Source organism: Pseudomonas sp. GW821-FHT09D08, from assembly GCF_059416305.1.
This window is the reverse complement of sequence record NZ_JBWKOX010000027.1, coordinates 1-22900: the sequence shown is the minus strand read 5'-3', so window position 1 is coordinate 22900 and position 22900 is coordinate 1. Positions and strand designations below refer to the sequence as shown.

The 22900-nt window shown below is 57.8% G+C and carries 17 protein-coding genes and 1 pseudogene; 13 read left to right on the top strand and 5 right to left on the bottom strand.

From position 1 onward, the window contains the following. Positions 1-112 precede the first annotated feature (112 nt). From AC07OP_RS28710 to AC07OP_RS28695, 4 genes are all read right to left on the bottom strand, one after another. On the bottom strand, positions 113-1336 hold the full coding sequence (locus AC07OP_RS28710; protein ID WP_495103019.1) for a DUF1173 family protein: 1224 nt from the start codon (positions 1334-1336) through the stop codon (positions 113-115). Positions 1337-1589: 253 nt separating this feature from the next. Beyond that, positions 1590-2174 (bottom strand): hypothetical protein, encoded by a 585-nt coding sequence (locus AC07OP_RS28705; RefSeq protein WP_495103018.1) that lies wholly within the window; start codon positions 2172-2174, stop codon positions 1590-1592. Between the two features lie 80 nt (positions 2175-2254). After that, positions 2255-6754 carry an NACHT domain-containing protein gene (locus AC07OP_RS28700; RefSeq protein ID WP_495103017.1) on the bottom strand — a complete coding sequence of 1500 codons (4500 nt, stop codon included), beginning with the start codon at positions 6752-6754 and terminating at the stop codon, positions 2255-2257. Positions 6755-6916: 162 nt separating this feature from the next. Next, complete coding sequence (locus AC07OP_RS28695; RefSeq protein WP_495103016.1) at positions 6917-10624, bottom strand: hypothetical protein; 3708 nt, start codon at positions 10622-10624, stop codon at positions 6917-6919. A gap of 584 nt (positions 10625-11208) precedes the next feature. Between AC07OP_RS28695 and AC07OP_RS28690 the strand changes: the two genes are divergently transcribed. The 12 genes from AC07OP_RS28690 (at position 11209) to AC07OP_RS28635 (ending at position 20004) form a co-directional block, all read left to right on the top strand. Continuing rightward, entirely contained in the window at positions 11209-11601 is a 393-nt protein-coding gene (locus AC07OP_RS28690; RefSeq protein ID WP_495103015.1) for a hypothetical protein, read from the top strand. Between the two features lie 76 nt (positions 11602-11677). Then, positions 11678-12397: a DUF5983 family protein gene (locus AC07OP_RS28685; protein ID WP_495103014.1), complete on the top strand. Its 720-nt coding sequence runs from the start codon at positions 11678-11680 to the stop codon at positions 12395-12397. Positions 12398-12684: 287 nt separating this feature from the next. Continuing rightward, entirely contained in the window at positions 12685-13158 is a 474-nt protein-coding gene (locus AC07OP_RS28680) for an STY4534 family ICE replication protein (protein ID WP_495103013.1), read from the top strand. Between the two features lie 76 nt (positions 13159-13234). Then, positions 13235-13528: a plasmid related protein gene (locus AC07OP_RS28675; RefSeq protein WP_495103012.1), complete on the top strand. Its 294-nt coding sequence runs from the start codon at positions 13235-13237 to the stop codon at positions 13526-13528. A 72-nt stretch (positions 13529-13600) separates the two neighbouring features. After that, on the top strand, positions 13601-14245 hold the full coding sequence (locus AC07OP_RS28670; RefSeq protein ID WP_495103011.1) for a DUF6904 family protein: 645 nt from the start codon (positions 13601-13603) through the stop codon (positions 14243-14245). Between the two features lie 119 nt (positions 14246-14364). Then, positions 14365-14856 (top strand): PFGI-1 class ICE element type IV pilus protein PilL2, encoded by a 492-nt coding sequence (gene pilL2, locus AC07OP_RS28665; RefSeq protein WP_495103010.1) that lies wholly within the window; start codon positions 14365-14367, stop codon positions 14854-14856. Next, complete coding sequence (locus AC07OP_RS28660) at positions 14853-15434, top strand: hypothetical protein (RefSeq protein WP_495103009.1); 582 nt, start codon at positions 14853-14855, stop codon at positions 15432-15434. Before pilL2 ends, AC07OP_RS28660 begins: the two co-directional genes overlap by 4 nt. Positions 15435-15492: 58 nt before the next feature. Further along, positions 15493-16239 (top strand): TIGR03759 family integrating conjugative element protein, encoded by a 747-nt coding sequence (locus AC07OP_RS28655; protein WP_495103008.1) that lies wholly within the window; start codon positions 15493-15495, stop codon positions 16237-16239. Continuing rightward, on the top strand, positions 16224-16787 hold the full coding sequence (locus AC07OP_RS28650) for a transglycosylase SLT domain-containing protein (protein WP_495103007.1): 564 nt from the start codon (positions 16224-16226) through the stop codon (positions 16785-16787). Before AC07OP_RS28655 ends, AC07OP_RS28650 begins: the two co-directional genes overlap by 16 nt. Next, positions 16784-17203 (top strand): integrating conjugative element protein, encoded by a 420-nt coding sequence (locus AC07OP_RS28645; protein WP_495103006.1) that lies wholly within the window; start codon positions 16784-16786, stop codon positions 17201-17203. The genes AC07OP_RS28650 and AC07OP_RS28645 overlap by 4 nt, the downstream gene beginning before the upstream one ends. Before the next feature lies 1 nt (position 17204). Then, positions 17205-19268 (top strand): type IV conjugative transfer system coupling protein TraD, encoded by a 2064-nt coding sequence (gene traD / locus AC07OP_RS28640; RefSeq protein ID WP_495103005.1) that lies wholly within the window; start codon positions 17205-17207, stop codon positions 19266-19268. Then, positions 19261-20004, top strand: a complete 744-nt coding sequence (locus AC07OP_RS28635; protein ID WP_495103004.1) for a TIGR03747 family integrating conjugative element membrane protein — start codon at positions 19261-19263, stop codon at positions 20002-20004. Before traD ends, AC07OP_RS28635 begins: the two co-directional genes overlap by 8 nt. Before the next feature lie 325 nt (positions 20005-20329). Here the strand turns inward: AC07OP_RS28635 and AC07OP_RS28630 are convergent, their stop codons facing one another. Then, the gene (locus tag AC07OP_RS28630; protein WP_495103003.1) at positions 20330-20467 is read right to left on the bottom strand and encodes a hypothetical protein; all 138 of its coding nucleotides are present in this window, start codon (positions 20465-20467) and stop codon (positions 20330-20332) included. A gap of 2045 nt (positions 20468-22512) precedes the next feature. On the opposite strand from AC07OP_RS28630, the pseudogene AC07OP_RS28625 reads away from it, so the two are divergent. After that, a pseudogene (locus AC07OP_RS28625) lies at positions 22513-22830 on the top strand (transposase); the annotation flags it as partial. Positions 22831-22900 lie beyond the last annotated feature (70 nt).

Here is a 22900-nt window from a genome sequence, read left to right as displayed (position 1 = left end):
TTCCTCCTTCCCTACTGGCGCCTTGAGGCTCCCTTTCTCCACCCAATGTCAATGTCAGCCACCGCCGGGACGACCTGATGCTGGAACTGGATTCGCACGAAGGCGTACCTGCCTAAGCAGACTCAACCAACATCGGTAGTGGTGGAACAGTCGTAGTGGCGTAGGCATCCCATTGCCACCAGCCAGATGGATAGTTGGTGTTGTAGTGCTCGACCTTGACCGCCTTCCGCGTCAAGTACTTCGGCGTGTTCATGCCGAACACCTCCATCGGGTAGTCACGGTCCATATCCAGCAGCCAAAAGTCTGGGAACACAGCCTCTAACCCGGCATCAAAACGAAGTGGCTTGTAGAAACTTCGTTTGTTGTCGTAGAGCAGCTTTTCAATCGTTGCCTCATGGCCGGAATCCAGCGGAATCAGGCGTTCGCTCACACGCATCAGCCCGATCTTGTTCACATCCGCATATGGGTTGGTTCCAGCACGCATGCTCAGATGCAAAATCGCATATATCTGGGCGCCCGCCTGCCAGGCATTCAGCTCGGCTGCGAAGCTCTCGTTCAACGCCGCCCTCGCGATATCGCCCAGGTACATCATTGGCATACCGGCGGCGCTACGCAGGGGCAGTCGCTTAAGCACAGCATCACGATCGGGGCTGTACCTTGCCAGTGGAGCGATGGCCACCACGTTGCGTCCGTGTTTCCGGGCATCCGCCACGACCTGAAGGTTCTTATCCTTTTCTTCGGAGCCATCGGCGGCTGGTACCAACAGCACATCGTTCAACGTCATTCGTGCCGCGTTGATCCTTTCCGCTTGCTCGGCCATCAAGCGAGCGACAAGCCGATCGTTACGCTTTCCATCCATGGCTGGGTACCACTTGATCAGACCGCTTTCGCTCCAGAGCAGATGCAAGAGCCCCAGCAATGACATCGCATCACGTTTCACGCCCGCGCCGGCAACGCGTGGCGACGCGGGTTTGGTCTCAGCATCGGTTTTGCGAGGCTGACGCAATGGAAGGTCCAGCCGGACCCTCAGCCCTCCGTCCTCAAGCTCTGTGACCGCGTTGACGCTGTAGCCTTGCAACCCCGAGCTGGAGGCATCGGACGAGTAGAAGCGGCAGTTCCGACGATGATTCGGACCAGAGCCCGCATAGCGATGTAGGTGGTACTTTTTGCGGAACTTGACTGAAAGCCGTCCTTCGCCCGTCTGCGTGCAAAGACAGACGAAGTGAGTCACACGGTGGGCGCGAGTGAGTACATCGACCCAGCCGGCCCCTTGCTGGCTGTCGCTGTTGAGGATCTTTCCAGTATTGGCAACCTTGAGAGAGTAAGTTTTCGTCATTCTGTCTCCTTGCTGGCTCGATTCAGTAGTCGCCTCACTCACCATTGATCAATGGCCGATGGGCTGGCTATTGGGCTATGGAACCCTAGGGGCAGGTGGCAACGCAATGCAAGGGCGTATTTGCATCTCCAGTTGGCTCTCGACAGGACGCGCCATCGGTCACTTCAATCACTGGTGAGGACACCGCTGCACCGTCAGCTATCTGATCAGCCGGACGCAAAGCATTCGATGGCATTACTTCCGCCGCATGGGCTTAAACCGGATTACTACCGCCAGCAACGACTGGGCCAAGCTTAAACAGTCGATTGGCGGTGCTCAGCCCAATGGACACTTTGAAAGCCACGAAGAAGCACATGAACGAAATCGGCAGTATCAGCCATGCGCTCGCAGTCTCGTGCTTGGCAAGGTGGGCGTAGAGCAGGATGAGTCCCGTATACAGGACTAGGCCGGACACAGCAGCGATAGCCGGCCAGAAACGATAGTTCCGATCATCGTTAGCGCGCGCAGTTCTTTGAAACCGACTTCCGTCCTCGGAGACACGCACGAACTCGCGGGCCGCCAGATAGTCCCTCAATACCCCAAAAGCGGAATCCTGGTATGAAAGCGCAAGACGCAACGCTCGCGCGTCCAAGTTGATCCGCATGCCAAAGGCTTCACGGACATCCAACACCAGCACCATGGGATGCACCTTGTTCCAAGCCCCAGCGAGCACCAACTCGCGCAACCGCTGAGTTCGTTGATGGGACAGGCTTGCGGAGTTGTTCGACCACGTGACCACCAGCGTCAAAAAGGCGATCGCCAGCGGCACAACGATGGCTTGCCAAACCTGAATATCCATAAGTAGCTCCTTGCTGAGCGTTGAAGGCAGACAAGGCCTACCTTCGCATAGCGGCGACTGCTCCTGTTGGCGAAAATTACTTAGAAATCCACGGGCGGCCAAGATCGACCGGATGCGAGATCAGGGTGACGCGGCTCGCCTGCTGGTCGACCGTACTCCAGGCGCCACTCCTCGATTTTGCCGAGAAGGATAGAAGCAGACTTATGTCGTTTCTGGTCCCCAACCGCCATTCTAAACAGCAGCACACGCAACTCATTTGAGGCACGCGCGTGTTGCGTGAAAACATTAGAACTCTGTCCAAAGGGGCGCTGCTCAACGCACGCACTCTCGAGCTGATCCCAGATGCCTTTGGGAATTGGCATCGCCTCAGCATCGTCAATAAGATCTAGATTTGCGGCAAGAGCCTCGGATGTTCCGAGCGAACTCATTACCCTCGACAGGATGTCCCGGCTAACTTCCGGCAGATCGCTCTGGCATAAATCTCGCATACGCTCTGCAACATGGCGACTGCGCCGGGCCAAATCTGCAAGTCGCGCAAGCAGCACTTCATTCGCATGATAGCGGCGCGCTGACACAACTCCACGAATCTCCGGATCTACAAACCCTAGAAGCCACTCGCGCGCACGCGCTGTGTCGAGCGATGCAAACGCATAAATGAAGTCGTCCTCGTAGTGCTCAAAGGTCCGGGCATCAGATGCCCACTCGCACAAGAAATCAACGGCGGCATCCGACCGACTTTGACCCAGAGCGTGGATAAGCCCGCTCAGATCCCCTCCTCGGACCCCTCGCGTCTCTAGCACATCTCGTATCTTGGCCACCCCGACGAAGGGGTCGTCAACAAATGGACAAAGTGAAAGGATACGTAGCATAAGATACCGGTCGGAATCCTGCATCCATCTGTCCGTACGCTCGACCATAGAATCAACGAGAGCGACCACCATGTTCACAGGCAAAACAACACCCGCCGTCAACAGACGCTCGGAGGCATCGAGACAAGTGTGGTGATCCCATTGACCGGGCGTAGAAATGGCGTCTAGCACGACTGACGCAGATCCAAGCCCGTCAACTGCAGCAAGCGCCATTGCAAGATTTTTCAGACCTGCACCGACATTCCCCTCTTGCTGGCGCTTGATCTCAGCATTGAGAGCGGCGCTGAATTGTGCCCGACGCTGATCGCTGCCGGGCAGCGCAATTCCCCCCTTTCGTGCAGCCCATATCAAATCGTAGCGAAGCGCCCGATTGAAAGAGCCCTCAGAGCTAGGCATGAAGTCGCGTGCCATCGCGGCCGCAGCCTCAGAGCAATACTCCGGCTCTGAGAGCAACTCAATGAGCACCTGCTCGGAAGCACCCTCACGAAGTTGCATGACGGCGGAGATATGCCAACTTGCATAGCTCATAGCACCACCATTACCAAGCGGACCGCGGTCGCCCGCTAAACGGGCAGCGCGGCCGCGACGGACACGCTCAATGTCCGCGCGGATGAGCTTCACTAGATCAACCATGTCTTCTGGCTGTCCCGCCTGGGCGATCGCCGAGGCTAAATTGGCCTTCTCTTCACCGCTGAAGTCATTCTGCTGCAGGACAACATCAACGCTGTTCTTCAAGTACATGCGAATGCCTAACCTCAGGTCCTCATTCACAACCTGGAAAGCTTCTGCGTCCGGTCTGGCGACTCGGCTCAGCAGGCCAGCTGTGACTTTGATATCAAGTGCATTGCCACTCCTCACGGACGATAGAATGCCCGCTGCAGCGACTTCGCCAGGAAGGTGACGATACACAGCTTCCAACTGACGCGTAATTGCCCACTCGAGTTCATGCCGCTGATCTGGAGCTTCGTCCACCATCCGTCGCAATTCGCAAAGTCTCCCAAACACGCGCGCGGCAAGACTCGCATCCCCACCCGCTGCAATGATGGACATCATGCCAGTGAGGCTAGGGTGCTTGACGTCTTCCGTCTCGAGACGTTGCAAGTACCTCTCAATGAGGCTATCGGGAATGACCGTCGCAAACGGCAACCAAGATTCGGGATCGTAGAGAGCGCCTTCGGCAATTCTGCCCACTACCCACTCGCTTACCCAATCAGGATCGGCCTTGCACATGTGCTTGAGCGCAGTTTGGACGTACCTTGGACCAAGGCTTCGCATGTCGCTGCGGCTCAGCTCGACCAGAGCATTTCTAATGGCGCCATCCATTCCGGCCTGTCCAAGATCGACCAAATCGAGCGCGGCTCGCAGACGGGCAACACCGTCCTTGGTGGTCTCTACGAACTTCCTCATCGCCGCAAAGACTTGCGGCATGAGAGCACCGGGCATTCGTTCGGGATTTTGACAGCAGACCTCCTCAAATGTGGGAACATCCAAAGACTCAAGGACGCGAATGAGCCCATCGTCAAAGCCGGTCCACATGAGGCCGGAGACCGCAGCCTTCTTGACCTCGGCACTACAGTCTTCGGCAGCAAAGATCGCGATGTCGTCGTCAGTACGGTGATGCAGCAGCTCCGAGACGAAATCCGCGCGCGCCCCGTCGCCCCAGCCACGCACCAGGTCACGCCAGTTCTCTCCTAGCGAAGAGACATGAAAGTCCGGCCAGAGACGATACGTGCCAAGCCGTATCTGCTGGTCTTGATCTGATAGAAGCGGCACGATGAGATCGCTAAAATCGTCTGCGCCGCTGGCGAGCATGGCAGAAGTTACATACTCCTGAAAACTGCCGCCACCGATCGCATAAAGCGTACGGAAACGCTCTCCGACATTTGAGCGAACCTCATTCCAAACGGACGTACCGCAAAGCTGTGCAAGCTCGGCGGTGAATACAGGATCAACGGTGAGTGCCATCGCCAAGAGCCTCACCCCCCCACTGACATTTCGCCCTTTCACTTCACTGTCGACTGTCTGCTCAGCGAACGTCTCTGCAATCATACGCAGAGGTTCAGCCCATACCGGATCGTTCACATAGCTGGCCGTAAAGCGGGCAACTGATCCATAGTCATCATCTTTCAGGCTAAGGAGTAGCTCACGAACGTCAAGTGCAGCGTAGTACTCCTGGAGCTGTTGATGCTCGAACTGAAACGCTGCGTATGGGTAGTCAACGCGTTCAAGAACGTGGTGTGCCGTAAGCGTCGCAAGGATCGCAGGAGCTCCCACTTGATCGATCTGGCCTCGCTGAAAAAGATCTCGAGTGATAGCAGCAACCACAGTGCGAGTATCCGCCTCAGGCATTGTCGTGGCGCCCAGTCGGGTCATCTCAGTTGCGATGGCTTTCAGGTACTCTTCTTGCAAACCGAAGATAGGTGCTGCGCGCAGAGCATTTCTGTGCTCGTCTCGCTGCTCTTGCAGCAGAAGAACCTTGCCTAGAATTCCAATTTTTGTGGATGGAATTTCGAGACCAGCTTCAAACAAGGAAACGACTTCGGAAAGAATGAATGGCGTACGGGTCAGTTGATCAAGCGGTCGATCGGAATCGATGCGAGCACGCAACTCAGCGTGTCGTTCTTTAAGTCGAGCAACGAGGTAGCTGAGCCGCTGGGTACGCTGAAGACGCGACAACCGCAGCCGTACAGCACCTGGCAGTGGTGGAGTTAGGTGATGCGTACGGGTTGCGACGATGATACCCGCACCCGGAAAATCTCGCTCTAGCTCCCGTAGTGCGTCACTCGCCCGCAAAGAATTTGACTCCGAAATCTCATTCCAACCGTTCAGCAAGAACAGGAAAGGCTCCGTTGGCTGCACGCGAGCCAGATCGGCAGCCGTAAGCCCCTCAGCTTGGAACGCGGGCATACCTGCAACATATTCGAGAATTCCTCGCTGCGATGATGTCCATGCCGGAAGCTCGACCATTAGCGCAGTCCCAGCAGCGCGTTCGCGTTGTGCGAGCTGTATTAGCGTCGTAGTTTTTCCACGTCCTGCCGGCCCCTCTAGAACGATGCGACCGCTCTGCTGCAACTCCAAATCGATCTGTTCCAGTGATAACACGTCGGCAGACACTGCGCCGTCTGCGTCAAGGCGCACCGCAGCCAGATCGATAAGTGGGTGCCCTTTTGTCCTGATTGCCCACGCCCGCGCGACAGTCGTAGCTGCACGCTTTGCCCTTTCAACAAGATCAGCGATCTGTGGTTCGGCATCGACATGGAGAGACAGGAAGCTCGCACAGAGCGCGACATTCTCCGGCATCATCATCTGCGTAATGATTTCTTCGCGCTCTATGAGATGAAGTTCGACACCGTGATCTCGCGGAATTGCCTCCTCCCACCTCCTTCGATCGGCGTTACCGACTTTGGCGGGCGTCACAAAGAGAAGCTTCCTGAGGTCAGGGAAGTTTTCCTTGGCGGTCTTCGCGTCGTCAGAAATCTTCTTCAATGTCGGCGTGATTGAGGCGGCGAGCCCCTTGCCAATACTATCCGGCGCCAGACTGGCCGGAGCGTAGGCATCAAGCCCGAAATCCTTCTTCCTCTGACGGGAGACAAGTTCGGGCCAGAACTTCTTGCCGAGTACTACTGCCAGCCCCTGAAATCGCATCCCCTCTTCTTGGGAAACGAGCTCATCGAGCGCCCTTTCTACATCTGTTCTCAAAAGAGCCATCATTGAACCGCGCTGAGTGTTGAATGAGCCAGGGAAAATATGTCGCGGTGTACTTCACTACTCCACGTGCCGGCGCTCCACTGCCATTGCCGCAGACATTTCTTTAGATAAATAGACCTGCATGGGTGAACGATCACATTTTGCCTATATCGCATCTTCGAAGGTTTACTTCCGCCCTTTGAAATTTTCGAGAGGACACGGCCCATGATGACCGAGAGCAGCTGACTGACCTCCCGATGTTTCAACCTCGTAATCCAGCGAAGGAATGGCTGCAAAGCATTCAATCATGGTCAGGTTTATCAAGAAGGTCTGCAGCATTTCCATTACGGGAGATTGTTCGCCCTGCAACAGCTTTACGGCAGCCTCCGCAAGCGGGAAGCCCCCTCCTAGACCGTCTTCTATAAGCGCCAATCCTGCTTCTCCTACATCATCGGGCAGCCCTAGCTTTATCCAATCCTCTCGCCCCTGATCCAAGGCATCTGATGCCGCCTGATACACGCGTATCTCTTCGGGCGTCCGCGCTACCTTGCTTTTCCAGTAGGCAGCGATTCCCTGGAGCTCAGCCAGTAGGTTCGTGAGGCGACAGAACGCGTTCACTGACGTCAGCGGCGCGACCTTCACCCCCGCAGTCAGACACCACGGGTGCGCCTCCTCATGAGGAAGCACAGGAAAGAGCACGTCGAAGCCGCTCACAGCAAGATTCGTCAAGGCGAGGCCGTGCAGGATCGGCAGAACACAGATCTTGCGTCCGTCACCAACTAGTGCCCGCCAAGCCGGAAAAGCCTCCGCCACAATGATCGTCGTTACATCAGTGTTCAACGGCACGGTAATAAGCACGTCCGCCGGCGGCCAAACAGAGGCGATCGCTGCATCAGCCAACAGATGAACCCCGATGCCCTCACTGACAGAGCAAAGATCTACCCTTAACCTCGCCTCCAAGGCAATTAATTCAGCTTCACGACGCTGCCGTGCAGTCCGCGCGGCGTTATCAAATGCAGCCCCCTTCGCCGAAGCTTTCGGGAGACGCGTCGCAAAAGGTGAGCGCCCCCCTCTATGCGCCTCACCGGCCATATTTTGAAAGGCCTCGACGATATGGGAGAGCTCGCCCAGCTCCTTTGGCGATTCAAGGGACAGCATCTCCCACGGCTCGCTTGCGCGAGCAATCGAGATACTCTTCAGAAGGTCATTTAGCCAACCCAGATAGGCGGGGGCACCTTCTGGAAGGCCATAGAATCTGCGAATCAGGTCTGAGGAGCAGTCAGAAATAATTGACTGCAGCCTCGACCATCGCTTTTGGACGCCCGCAGGCTGTTGCTCCTCCGGAGCTACCAGAAAACGACTGCGGTCGTAGACCCGTCCTAGCGCCTCCAATGCACCTTTGTCCGTCTTACCCCTGAACTGCCCCCCCAGGAGCAGCCTCAGATTTCGACTGACAATCCGAATCAGGTCAAGGCACTCTGCCAAGTAAACTGTATAGTTCTCGGAAGCTTGTAGTTCGTTAAGTATGGCCAGCCATTTTCGATTACGCTCCACTTGAGGACGCGCAGGAAGGTTTACCCTTGGCAAACGCTTGCTTTCAATGGGGTAGTCCCCTATTGCGGACCTTATAGCGGCGCCGTCAGGGCCCAGCGCAACACTCGAGACCACATCAGCAGCTGGGACCAGCGCCAGTAGAACTTCGCACGTCCGGACCACCACTCTGTTGAGGTCCATCTGGATAGACGGCGCTACAAACCAGACATTGGACCGAACCTCTTGCCCTTCCTCGCAAGCAGTCAGTTCAGGAAAAGCGGCCCAAGAAACGTTTTCAGAAAAACGCTGGAACATGGCAGCCTGCCCTACGGCCTCAACCCAGCCTATAGCCAGGGTTCTATTGACCTGCACCGCCACCTCAAGCAGCGACACTACATCCTGAAAGTCAGCCATAAGAAGGGACGGCGCCAGCCGGACGAGTTCTGATAGATGCTGAGACGGAAGCTGTTGTCCCAGCAGCGCCGCGAGGCATGGAACCAAGTCACGAACCTCACCCGCAGCATTTAAAACGCCCCTCAGATCACTTGAACTCAAGCATTCAAGGAAACGGGCCGTTAAGCCTGTAGCTACTATCTCAGATCGAATTTCCGTGAACCGGAGGCAGGCGGGCGCGATCGATCCGAAGTCTGGGGGCGCAATATCTCCAATCGCAAGACCGGCAGGTGTCCCCTGCAACGCCTTCGGTACAGCCTGGGCTTCAGGGGTCTCCTGCCACATGCGAATGACTCGATAGGCGTTTGCGTGATCCAGGCCCATCAAAATTGAACTGAATAATTCAGGGGTTGGTGATGCCTTGAGCCGCAGCATGAGAGCTTCAAGCACGGCCTCGTCGCACCCGTTGTGCTTCGAGAGGGTACGCTCGAGGAACCGAGCCAGCTCATCCATCGGAACAAGTCGAGCCGCAGACGAGGCGGTCGCAGACATCAACGGTGGAGGAAACTCGTGAGTCAGTCTGAGCAGCTCCGTTGACCTCAACTCGTGCAACCCAATGATTCGGCCATCACTCGTGTTCTGCAGGAGATGCTCATCCTTCAGCCTGGTAAGCGCGTATGAAACTTTCGATGGCGGCTTGCCAACAACTTGAGGCAGGTGTGCGATTTCAACGCTGCACCCTGCGGCGTTTGCGCATGCGACTATCCTAAGGATGTCCAGTTCATCGTGTCGCGCGGAGTCGTTCATTCGAGAAGCAACCTGAGCATGCAGGGTGTCACTCAGGCGACGCCCCTGAGTGAGCACGTGCGTGTACTCGAGCAGGTGACCAGCAGCCAAGCTCCAAGGCTCTCTCCAGCCTTTCCAAGAGGTTTGCTCTCTATCCCGCAGCTCTCGCCATACTCTCTCAGCGAGGATGTCATCACCCAGAACTCTGACCAGGGCAGCACGACGTGTATCCACTAGCGGATATCTGTCCTCCTCTCGCACGGATGCGAGTAGCAATAGCCCAGGATCGCGGTCCACCTCTCTAGCCAGTGCTGTCCAGCCGTCGGAGAAACCGCGCCCCACATCGTCGATGATGAAACCAACCGGCGCGTCAGATGTTGCGCGCCTAGAACGTGACAGGTGGAGCAGCGGCTGCACTGCTGTCAGCGGCAGTTGACGAATTTGAAACCAACAGACGGCATGACGAGTAGCATAGGCCGCCTCCCACAGAATGGCAGACTTTCCGGCGCCTGATGCTCCGTGGATAAGCGCATTGCGTTGTCTCTCTAAGCCGGCCAGAACAGCCAAGCGCAACTCTGTGCGCTCAACCACAAGTCCTGCAGCAACGTGTGATGCCTGTGCATCCACGCCAAGATAGAAAAGCGGGTCTTCGTCCGGTGTGAGGAAGTCGACCGCCTCACAGTAACCTAGCGTCAGGGCTTCTTCGATTACCGCTGACGTCAGTAGTGGCTGCAGAGCATCCAGGCGCTGCTGAACATCGGATACGGCAATGCCGCGGAACGTCTCTGCCCCGCGCATACCGTTTTCGTCAGATATGCGCCCCATGAGGCCCAACAGGTCCGAAAAGTAGATCTCAGCCTCTAAGGGTGTGCAACCTTGTCGGCACGAGATGAGGCGAATAGCACTAGACCGAGGATTCGGCAGCACTAGCACCTTGGTCCTCGCTGCAACTGCTGCGAGCGACTTGTAGCCTTTCAGGTCCGCGATGACACTCGGGTAGTCGGATAATTCTTGAAGCAAGACGCCTGTGGTGCGGTGCTCTCCGACCTCACTTTCAAGTACCAGAAGGAAGCTATCACTTGGTCCCACTCCTCTAGCTTCCCACATCTTTCTAACGAAGGAAGCCGCTGCCCGAGACGTGAACGGGCCAAGATGATCACGACGTGACTTGATCTGCGTCAAGACTCTAGAGTCCCTTGATCTCAGCTCAAGATCATCACCGCCCTCAGGCACGACCGTACCGTACTCCGATTGACCAACGAACCCTTGCATGCACAGATAGACCGCGACAGCGTCCTGGTATCGGAATCCTCTTCCTGCGTGAGACCCTGCTCTTGTCGACAATTCACACTCCCCTGTGCGGCTGAACTACGGCGTCATTCACTCTTCTGACTGCCCCATAAACCTCGCCGCAAGTCGAAGCCGGCTCCCGGCCGATTGTAGCCTGTGGCATTTGTCGCTGCGATGGCTAGTGATAGGAGATAGGCCTCTTACTGTGCTCCGCCATATAGCCATGGGTGGAAGCAGTCACTAGGCTGCAGGAATCTGGGTGCCGGTAGAGTCGAATTTCCGCTGCATATGCCTTTTGCACGCCCCCAAACTACCCCAGCACCGCCGCCCCGTCGGCACTCACCCAGGTAGCCCCGATCCTCAAGGCTACGACACGGCACCCGCCGCGTTGATCCCACAGCCTGTCCGCACACCCCACAGGCACCCATCCCTTCCAGCGGCCCGCCCAGGCCATCACTGAGTGGAGGTTCCTCACCATGCACCCAAAGCTCCCAGAGTCCGCACTCTCGGACCTGATCAACGCCCATCAACAGCAAGCCCTCTCACCGGAGCAGTTCTTCCAAGCCTGGAAGAAAGCCGTCCTGCTCGCCGGGCCGCGTTACTTCGGTATCGAGTGCCGAAGCGACATCAACATGGCCCGCAGCAAGTGGGCCCTGTGCCCAGATGTCCCACTGATCGAGTCCGCCATCGGCGTAATGAGCCACGGCGAGCAGGTGTTCCTTGCCGCGCTCGTCAGCTTCTACAACGATGAGACCGGGGGACGCCTGTTGCAGCGGGTCGGCGTCCGCGGTCTGGCCGACTTCGGTCTGCTGGACACGCAGCGACGCATGCTCCTTGCCACATTGATCATCCACTACAGCGGCTGGTAACCCACCGCACGATGGCACCCGACGGGACACCTCCCGTCGGGCGGTGTCCCTCCTTCATAAACATAGGAGATCACCCATGCCTATTCATAATCATCCGTCCAATCCGTTTGCCCGCGGGTTCAATGACCTGCGCATCCAGCGTCTGCTGACCGTGCTCTACGACGCGAAAGCGCCACTGTGCTATCTGCCGCCGCATCCGTCCCAGCAGCACCTGGGTGACGCGGAGCTTGAGCGCCAGCCGTGCCTGTTCAATGACCAGCATGCGCTGGTCGTCAATTCCAGTGGCGCGCTGGCCGCTCATGAGGACAGCTACCCTCATCCGGGCATCGTCGTACAGGTGATCTATGGGGTCTTTTCCCATGATCAGTCACCGCCGATCCTGGTGGGTGATCTGTACTCCGAGGCGCTGGCCCAGGAGCGGGTCCGGCAGATCGCGTTCGAAACCGGCCATTACAGCCGGTGCTGGGAGATCAGCAGCGCGCATTTGCCTCAGGTCGCCTGGGAGCGACTCGCGTCATCGTCAATCCCGACGGGGCTGCTGCTAGAGGCGTTCGAACTGCCGGACAGCAACGCGCTCGGCTTCAAGCTGATTGCCACGCCCTGGACCGATAGCAATCTGGATCAAATCGACGTATGCACCGCCGATCAGTTACGCCAACAGCAGTTGGACGCTGGACTGCCGCTGGAGCTGGTGGAGGTACTGCACCTGGCCGCACAGGCCGATGTGCGCATACTCATTTTCGACCCCGATGCCGCCGACTTGGACGGCTTGCCGACGTATGTTCATCAACCATAAGCCCTCAACCAGAAGCCCCGATATCGGGGCTTCGCTTTTTCCGACCAGCCTTGCAACACGGAGGTGCTGCGCGCCGCATTGAGATACGCACTCGGCACGCCACTGCGTCAGGCTGACCCCATGTTCCGCCGACCCGCTCGGCAACATGCCCAGGTGGCCCCGATCTTCAAGGCCACGGCGCCAACGCGCTGATCCACCCGCCAGTCCTGCACTGGCATCCGACCCGTGGGGCCACGTCCCGACGGGGCGTCTCCACGTTCACGTCCGTTCCGAACCAGGAGACTGTCATGTCCCACTCATCTGCCGTCGCCGGCGAGGCGACCTACTTCGATCTGCACACCCAGGGCCTGGGTTACCTCAACCGCATTCGTGAGATCAGCCCCAAACGCGGCAAGCCGTTTCTAGCCTGCACCATCGCCGCGCTCAACGGCCCGACCGAAGCGCCGGAGTACCGCTACTTCGATGTCACCGTCTGCGGCGCCGAGGCCCAGCAACTGGTCAACCGCTATGCCAGCGCCGTCGATCAGGGCCGCAAGGTGCTGATGGGCTTTCGGCTCGGCGATTTGTGGACCGATCTGTTCCGCTACAGCCGGGGCGAAAAAGCCGGGGAAACCGGCGTCAGCCTGAAGGCGCGGTTGCTGTTCGTCAGTTGGGTAAAGGTCGACGGGAAGCTGGTCTATCAGGCCCACCCCAAGGCTGAATCCGACGATGCCGTGGCCGCACAGGCCTCGGATACATCGGCGATTGCCCAGCCGGTCTAAAAGCTTGTTCCTTTCATCTTTGCGACCGAGTCACGGGTATGCCGTGGCTTCGGCGCACGCCATGGAGGAGTCCATCATGGAGTCCGCACGCTCTGTTGCCCCTTGCTTTGCACCCGGCAATATCTACGTTACGGCCGGGGTTCACGCTCTGGTCGATAACGGCACCTTCCATCCTGCCCCTTATCTGAAACGCCACCTCAGCGGTGACTGGGGTGATATCGACCCCGACGACTGGGAGGAGAATCAGTCCGCACTGAAGCATGACAATCGTCTGCTCTCGGTCTACCACGTCACGCCAGAGCTGACGTTGTGGATCATCACCGAGTGGGATCGGTCGGTGACGACGATGCTGCTTCCTGAGGAATATTGAGCATCAGACAACGGCCTTCCTTGGAAGGCCGTTTGTCTTTAACCTTGGGAAAAACTGGAGAGAACTGACGCCATGCTTTCTTACAGGCTGCTCAATAACCATGCTGGCTTACTTCTTGTTGGTGACTACACATCACTGCGGTGGCTACATGAAGTCATCCACGAAATAAACGACCGATCGCCGCTCATACGTGTTGATGATGGCCCGTTTCTTGGCTTGGCCTATGAGGTGCGCAAAGCCTATGAGCAGCAGCGCGAGATCATTCCCGCCCCCGAGCACTTCGAAGAAGTAGGCACACGGTACGGCACCAAACTCCTATGGCCGGTACTGCTGTTGCAGCAACGCATGATGCGCGTCTCCCTGGCCTATCTCGATCACAGTGCTAAACATCAAGCCATCACCTACGCACTTGAAGCCGTGATTGAAGAAGCCCTCATCGAGGACTTCGGCCCCCATAGCCGGGTTGTCATCGACCATTGGCAGCAAATTGACCCAGCCTCACCTGATGTTCTCGACAAGCTGGACAGTCGTGGAGGGATCTTCTGTTCTTGGACCAAAAGCGAGCGTAAGTACCGCATCGCGGCATTGCTCGCGAGCTTTGATCGCCGGTTTGAGGATAACCATCTAGCTGAGGTCGCGCGCGGGGAGAGTCCAGTGCTGTCACCAGAGGAATTGCGCATGTGGGAACAAGCTGAATGGCCAGATCCAAACTGGTGACGCAGGACCATCAGCATCACCGAGTTGGCAATGTATACGGCTACCCGCGGCAACGTTTTACCGCCTGCCCTCTTGCCCTAAGTGAGGCTAGATAGCTCTCTCCGTGAGAGGGCTATTTGATGTTTTCGTCGAGTATTCGCCAGTGCCGCAATGCACTTTTTCTAAGCATGCCCCTACTGGGCGGCTGCGTTACAGCGCCGTCTTTCAAACCTGCTTGTACCGCCGTTTCGATAACGGCGCCCTCTGCGGCGCCGATCTCTACACTCAGGCAAAGCCGCTATACCTTGGTTGAACTGCGCCCCGACCGCGGTCAAGAAGATTTACAACATCAGATCATCGACCTGCGGATCCCCGCCACCGCAGCCACAACCGTCGGCGATGCTATGCGCTATGTACTGCGTCACTCGGGCTACCAACTGTGCGAAGGCGACCCGACGCTGGCGTCCTTGTGGGCCCTGCCCTTGCCCGCTGCACACCTGCAGCTCGGGCCACTACCACTGAACCAGACCCTGCAATTGCTGGCCGGCACCGCCTGGCGTCTGTCAGTGGATGAGCGCACACGGCAGGTCTGCTTTATCACCGTCCCACTCGCAAGGGAGGCTCAGCCATGATGCACACACCCCTCCCAAATCCGCACCTGACTCGCCTGTTGGTTGTGGCATGGCTGACGCTGCTCAGCCTCGCCCTGATCGCGCTGGCACTGTCCCTGACCCGCCAAGATGCGCAGTACCGACAAGACGCGCCGGATGCCCAGATCGCCGAACTGCAAACCCGCATGCTTGAGCTGGAAGCGTTTCGCGCCTCGGTGGAGGGTTCGCCGGCGGTGGTCACAGAAAGCGATTTCCAGCAGATGCGCGACGACTGGCAGCAACAGTGGGACAGTCTCAATCAGCGTCAACGGGACTTCGCCAGCAGCACCGACCTGGCTGCCGTGCAAAACCGCCTTGATGCCCTAGCGCAACAGGTGAGCGCCACCAAACCCGTGGCAAACAAAGCTCGCCCTCGTACTGCCAAGCCGCAGTCCGACGCCCACAACGCCAGCCTTCCAACTGCTTGGCGTGGAGTCGCGCGGCGGCGAGCGTTTCCTGGCCATCCAGCCCAACGGCACGGCCGGGCTGGCCGCCGTCCGCCTGCTACGGCTCGGCGATGCCGAAGGACGTTGGCAACTGGAGACTCTGGAGCCACGTAGCGCGGTGTTCCGGTTCGACCAACAGACGCGGCGCCTGCCGCTGCCGCAGGAGTAGGTCATGGCCACGCATATGCTCTCCCGTGCCAAACCCGCACTGGCCGTGGCTGTCCTGGCAGCCCTGCTGATCGGGCTGGCCTCGGCATTGGCCGGTGGCGAGGCCGCCAGCGATACACGACTCAGCCAGCAACGCGACAGCCGCGAATCCCGTAGCGACGAACAGTTAGCCCAGGACTGGGGCCTGCAAGCCGAAGACTGGGCACGCTACCGTCAGCTGCAGCAAGGGCCGTTGGGTGTGTATTCGCCCAATTTGGACCCGCTGACCGCGCTCGGCATCGAGGCGCGCAGTGACGACGAGCGCCGCCGTTTCGCCGAATTGCAGGTGCGCGCCGAATCAGCCCGAGTGAACAAGGAGTTGGCTTATCAACGCGCCTACGACCAGGCCTGGAAGCGCCTGTATCCGAACCTGCTGCCCGTCACCCTGCTCGACGCCCACAACAGCAGCCCCATCCTTCAACCTGGCAACGGGCGCCTGGCATTGTTCATCGAGGACAACTGCGCGGCCTGCAACCTGCAGGTCAAGAAGTTGCAGGCGACGGGCAGCGAGTTCGACCTGTATATGGTCGGCAGCGACAGCGACGATACCCGGCTGCGACGCTGGGCCCAGCGTGTCGCGCTGGATCCACGCGCCGTGCGTGAGCGCCGGGTCACCCTGAATCACGATGCGGGCCGCTGGAGCAGCTTGGGTGTGGCCGGAAACCTGCCGGCGCTGGTGCGCGAGGTAAATGGGCAATGGCAACGTCAGTGACCGGCCACTGCGCGGCGCTGGTGCTGGTTCCGGCGCTGCTCAATCCCAGCGTACTGGCAGCGCGGGAGCTGCCGCCGCCGGCCTACCAGTTGGCCGCGGCGCAAGCCCAGGTGCCGCCAAACCTGCTGTACGCCGTGGCCTTACAGGAGAGCGGTCGCAATCTGCGTGGGCGCATCGTGCCGTGGCCATGGACGCTGAATGTGGCCGGGCAATCGCGTCGCTACGCTACTCGCCGTGAAGCCTGCGCCGACCTGCGCCGCACCCTGCTCGTCACTCCAGCGACTAGGATCGATGTAGGCCTGGGACAGCTCAACGTCGGCCATCAACGCCACCGCGTGCGCCAGCCCTGCGAACTGCTGGAGCCCTATCGCAACCTGCGCCTGGCCGCGACCATCCTGCGCGAACAGTACGATCCCGCGCAAAGCTGGTTGATGGCTGCCGGACGCTACCACCGCCCGGCCGGTGGCGCGCCAGCCGTACGCTACCGGCAAAGTGTTGGACGACATCTGGCTCGTGTTGCCGAGCCTGAACAGAGGAATCAGCCATGAAGCGTTTGCTATTGGTCAGCCTACTCAGCCTTCCATGCGCGGTCACGGCACTCGAAGCGTCCGATGACGAACCATCGATGGCCTATGACGAAGCAGCCCTGCTACCGATCCGTTCGCCCTCGCTGCGCCCCGGTCCGGTGGAGCCGCGAGCAAACAATTTGCCCGGCATCACCGCGCTATTTCTGATCGGTGATGACCCACGCTCCCACGCCTGGCTGCAACAACGTCTACCGGACCTGCAACGCCTTGGCGCCGCCGGGCTGGTGGTCAATGTCGAATCTGCGGCGGCGCTGCAAGCCCTGCGCGAGCGTGCCCCTGGCCTGAGCGTGACCCCAGTCCCCGGCGATGACCTGGCTCAACGGCTGGGCCTGAACCGCTACCCGGTGCTGATCACCGCCGCGGCGATCGAGCAATGACATGGCCCAGACCGTCGAAGTGCTGCTACGCCCGGCGGTGGAGTTGTACACCGTCGCGGTCTGTGCCGGCAGCGCCGTACTGTGCCTGGCCGCGCCCTGGGCGCTGGCACTGACCCCAAGCCTGGGCCTCGGGGCCGCCGTGATGTTTACCGCTTTCGGCACGATCCGCCTGCGGCAGGCTTGGGTGATCCTGCGCTACCGCCGCAACATCCGCCGCCTGCCCCGCTACGCCCTGCGCGACGACCGCATCCCAGTCAGCCAAGAACGCCTGTTCCTCGGCCGCGGCTTCCGCTGGGAGCCGCATCATACCCACCGCCTCCTGCAAACCTACCGTCCGGAGTTCCGCCACTATGTCGAGGCTCCCTGGCGGCTGCGCTACGCACGACACCTGGAACAACGCCTGGAGTTTGCGCCCCGCCCCTTACCGCATCTGGCGCGGCTTACTGCCTGGGACCACCCGCTGAACCCCGTGCGCCCTCTGCCCGCCGTGGGCGGTCTGCCGCGCTTGCATGGCGTCGAACCGCATGAAGTGGATGTCACCCTGCCCCTGCGTGAGCGCGTGGGCCACACCCTGGTGCTCGGCACCACCCGCGTTGGCAAGACCCGCCTGGCCGAACTGTTGATCGCCCAGGACATTCGACGTGGCGAAACCTGCATCGTGTTCGACCCCAAGGGCGATGCCGACCTGTTCAAGCGCGTCTACCAGGAATGCCGCCGCTGCGGCCGGCTGGATACCCTGTATGTCTTCCACCTAGGCTGGCCCGACAGCTCGGCACGCTACAACGCTGTGGGCCGCTTTGGGCGCATCACCGAGGTGGCCAGTCGCATCGCCGGCCAGCTTTCCAATGAAGGCAACAGCGCCGCGTTTCGCGAGTTCGCCTGGCGCTTCGTCAACATCATCGCCCGCGCCCTGGTCGAACTCGGACACCGCCCGGACTACCTGCTGATTCAACGCCATGTGGTGAACATCGACACTTTGTTCATCGAATACGCCCATCACCTGTTCGCCCGCAAAGCGCCCAAAGCCTGGGAGGCCATCGTGCAGATCGAGGGCGCCATCAACGAACGCAACACCCCGCGCCACATGCTCGGCCGCGACCACCGTGTGGTAGCCATCGAACAATACCTGACCCAAGTGCCGCTGTTCGATCCAGTGCTCGAAGGCCTACGCAGTGCCGTGCGTTACGAGCGTACCTTCTTCGACAAGATTGTGGCCTCGCTGCTTCCGCTGCTGGAGAAATTGACCAGCGGCCGCATCGCCCAACTGCTGGCCCCGGACTACGCCGACCTCAATGACCCACGGCCCATCTTTGACTGGATGCAGGTGGTCCGCCAACGCGCAGTGGTCTACATCGGCCTGGATGCCCTGTCCGATGCCGAAGTGGCTGCCGCCGTGGGTAACTCGATGTTCGCCGACCTGGTGTCGGTCGCCGGCCACCTCTACAAGTTCGGATTGGACGACGGTCTGCCCGGCACCGCAAACCGCCCCATGGCCCCAATCAACGTCCACGCCGACGAGTTCAGCGAGCTGATGGGCGACGAGTTCATCCCCATGGTCAACAAAGGCGGTGGCGCTGGTGTGCAGGTCACCGCCTACACCCAGACCCTCAGCGACATCGAAGCCCGCCTCGGCAACCGCGCCAAGGCCGGGCAAGTGGTGGGCAACTTCAACAACCTGATCATGCTGCGCGTACGCGAAACCGCCACTGCCGAACTGCTGACCAAACAACTACCCAATGTCGACATCGCCAGCATCTCCCCCATGAGCAGCGCGACCGACAGCTCCGACCCACACGGGCGTACCGCCTTCACATCGAGCAGCATGGACCGCATCACCACGACTAGCGTGCCGCTGCTGGAGCCCGCGCATATCGTTGCTCTGCCCAAGGGCCAGGGGTTTGCCCTGCTGGAGGGCGGCACACTGTGGAAGTTGCGTATACCGCTGCCGGTCCGCCAAGCTGAAGACCGTCTACCCGACAGCCTGCGGGCACTAGCCGATCATATGCGTCGGCAGTACACCGAGGGTGAGACTGCCTGGCAGGGTGAAGAACACCGCCATGCGTGATCCGGCCAGCGTCGCCCAGCAACAGCAGGCGCGGCAGCAAGGATTTTTCGCGGCGCTGATCACCCTACCATTGCGCTTTATCGGTGTGTTGCTGGGGTCGCTGCTGCTGTGCCTGATGATCGAACTGGTGGGCATGCATCTATTCTGGCCAGAGCAACGCTGGCGGCATGCGCAGGGAATGATGAATTTTGAACTGCAACAGCTCTCGACCCAGTTCACCCGTAGCGTGGTGGTGCAGGAGCCGGGCCGTAACGCATATCGGCTGGTGGCTTGGCTACACCAGAACCTGCTGCTAGACAGCGGGCTGCTCGACTGGTTGAAGCGGATGAACGAACAAGCGAAAGCAGCTGATACCGCCACAGGGTTCAATGCCACTCTGGCTCAGGCGGTGGTGTATGTGGAGAGCTACGTACTGGCGGCGTTCTACACCACGGCGACGTTTCTGCTGCGGCTGCTGGTGTTGGTGCTGACCTTGCCGCTGTTCGCCTTGGCGGCGTTGACTGGGCTGGTCGATGGGCTGGTAAGGCGTGACCTACGACGCTTCAGTGCGGGGCGAGAGTCAGGTTTTCTGTATCACCGGGCGCGGGCTACGCTCCTGCCCCTGGGTGTTTTGCCGTGGGTGTTGTACCTGGCGTTACCGGTGAGCGTGCATCCATTATGGGTGCTGCTGCCGGCAGCGGGGATATTGGGGATGGCGGTGGACGTGACGGTGGGGAGCTTCAAAAAACATCTCTGACCAGGATGCAAAACGACTTTCCCGCCAAACAGTTGATAGAGTCAGCAACCCTCACTCAGCGAACTGGGATGTCACTGGCATCATCAGAAGAACATCTCAATCGCCAAAGCAATACCCACGCGATATACATCTGGCAACAAAATACTCGTAAATCCTACATGAGATACGCTGCTGGTTACCAACAACATGGTTTGACACAACCCCTCGTGTAAATCGGGGCACGTAGGATGGCTGGGATTAATACAACAGCAACATACATTGACACAGATGGGCTTCGCCTCTAATAAAGGGCCCGACCGTTAACAATATAGTTTGACACAAACAGCTACCCACCCTTTCTTTCGATCAGCAACCAGCCAGGCACATAGCGAATCGACTTGTCCGAGGTCTGCTGCGCCGTCGCCTGGGCATCAAGCACCACCTCGTCACGCTTGAAATTCTTCGACTTGAACGACGGCGACAAGTGTACGGCTTGTTAATGAATGCAACTGGTGTGCTTTGAAGGCAGCGTTTTCATGTGTCGACCTTAGGAAATAAGTGCAACTAGATACGGGAATAGGTGCGGCTGTTTCCAGATGTGCCGTCAATAGGTGCGAGTATCACGGCGCATGTCGGGAGTGGCCGTCAAAGAGACTAAATCTGGAATGTGCCGTTCGTCGGATACCTATTTGTTCGCTCTCCGTACAGGGGGTGAATCACAAGGCGTCATGAGAGTCGGTAAGGGTGCCCTTAGCTCTGGATTAAAGCGTCATGCTGCTTGTCACTAGGCGACTTCGACATCCGTATCTGCTGCGTTTAATAGCATCTCCAATGCTTCGTAACCCTCATCGCGACGCATCAGGATCCAATGATGTCTTCCGCATTAAAACTGAATGGCTCGGTAATCATGACCGTTCTGAAGAACGTATTAGCGAGGACGACGCCTCCCTGATTTAGGAATATTTGTTCGTTCTGGCCGGTTAGCTGCTCAAAGAATGTCAACAACACTGCTATCGCGAGTGGACGCATATCGATTGACGAGGACGATAGCTCCCAATGCCAGCGACCCTTGGTTGGGCAGAATGTAGCACCGTCGTCGTTGAGCATGTAATTCAAGTGATCGCTTTTCCAAATCCACTGTGCCGACAGCGGAGTCAACAGTGGCTAAATTAAAACTTTAAAGCCCAACATCGCAAGACGCTAAAATCAGGAATAAACATAATAGATAACAGGCAGACCAATCGCTATAACCGAAAATAAAATTAAATATAGCGAAGGTTGGAAGTCCATTTTTTTGAGGAGCGCAACGCATGCCAACGTGACCAGCAATAGCAAGAAACAGCTATATATGAATATAAATCTATACGACAAGCATATATTCTTATCAGGAATTACAAGCTGCAAACAGAGAACCAGCAAGCAACATGCATATATTGGAAAATTAGGCTTTAACACCAACAAAAACCTCAGCTTAAATAGAATTGCCGTAGATACTACGGCAAAGTTAAGTCTCTGTAATCAAAACCTTAAACAGAAAACTTGATGAAATCTAGACAGACTAGGATCCCTTAAACGCATCGTAAATACCAGCACCAATAAAGGAGCCCGCGACTAAACCTACAGCACCTACGAGCGCACCACCAATGAGCACTCCTGCCGGCCCGCCAACTACCCCGATTGAGGCTCCTACCTCCGCACCGACGACAGCTCCAGCCCTCCCTCCTGCAACCGCGCCGATTCCAGCTCCCGCCATAGCGGAATCACCTCTATCACCACCGGATACGAGCAAGACTTCTTTATCAGTTAATCTACGCATAATTAATCCCTTATGATACCGAAACGGTAGATGTAAAAGAACTACACTCACAAATAACATTTGATAAGCTAGGACTCGATTTTGAAAGGCATAAAAGCCGGCAAAAAAACGATTCCGAAAACATCCATCCTGAATTAGCAGAGGGTCTTTTCAAGTTTCAAAGCTAAGTCTGCCGGTGAAGTCTCGAGAAAGCCCGCTGCCTGATTATTTTCTGTGAATGCCACGAAAAAAACAATCAAAAGGTTACCCGTTCCCCCCCTATATGTGTAGGGGCTGACCCAGCCTTTAGAACTATGTAAAATATAAAATTAATTTTCTTTTTTGCACTTGTCGGGACAAGTCGTTTTTTATCCATTTTCTCAGCATGGCCGACACATAATTTCTAGAAAATATCGAGCAACTTAAGACGCGTAGAAGTAGTATGAAAAAAAGCTGAAATCATGTTCAGTTCGAAACGGATGAGTGTTAATTGATAGCGCTGCATAGGGTTTTAGTGCTAACTATTTTTTCTCGAAAAAGTTTCGAGGTACATTATTTTTTGCACACTATCCACATGTTCAACAAAACAAAGAGTCAATTTTCCGCCACTCTCGCGGAACCTAGATTTCACATGGGCAAACTTGCGTTAGGGATTCTCCGATCAAGTTCAGCACAGCACCCGCTTGCTGTGCTGAAATAGCTCACTCCTCTCGCCACGAGCAACAACCAGCCCCATGGGTCCGATGAGCTTTTACGATTTCGAGTACGCCGCCAAACGCAAGCAGATCCGTCGCGAGCGATTCCTGGCCGAGATGGAGCAAGTCGTTCCTTGGAGCGGGCAGGTGGCCCTGATCGAACCTCATTACCCAAAGGCTAGCGGTGGTCGCAAGCCGTATCCATTGGAGACCATGCTGCGCATTCATCTGCTGCAGGACTGGTTTTCTCTCAGCGACCCCGCCATGGAAGAGGTGCTCTATGCAATCACCTCAATGCGTCAGTTCACCTGGCTGACGCTCAGCGCTCCGATCCCCGAAGACACCACGATCGTAAGCGCTCCATGAACCCCACATTCAAAGTCACCATCTGATCCCCGATGCTGTGCTCCCGATTCCTTTCCGGAGC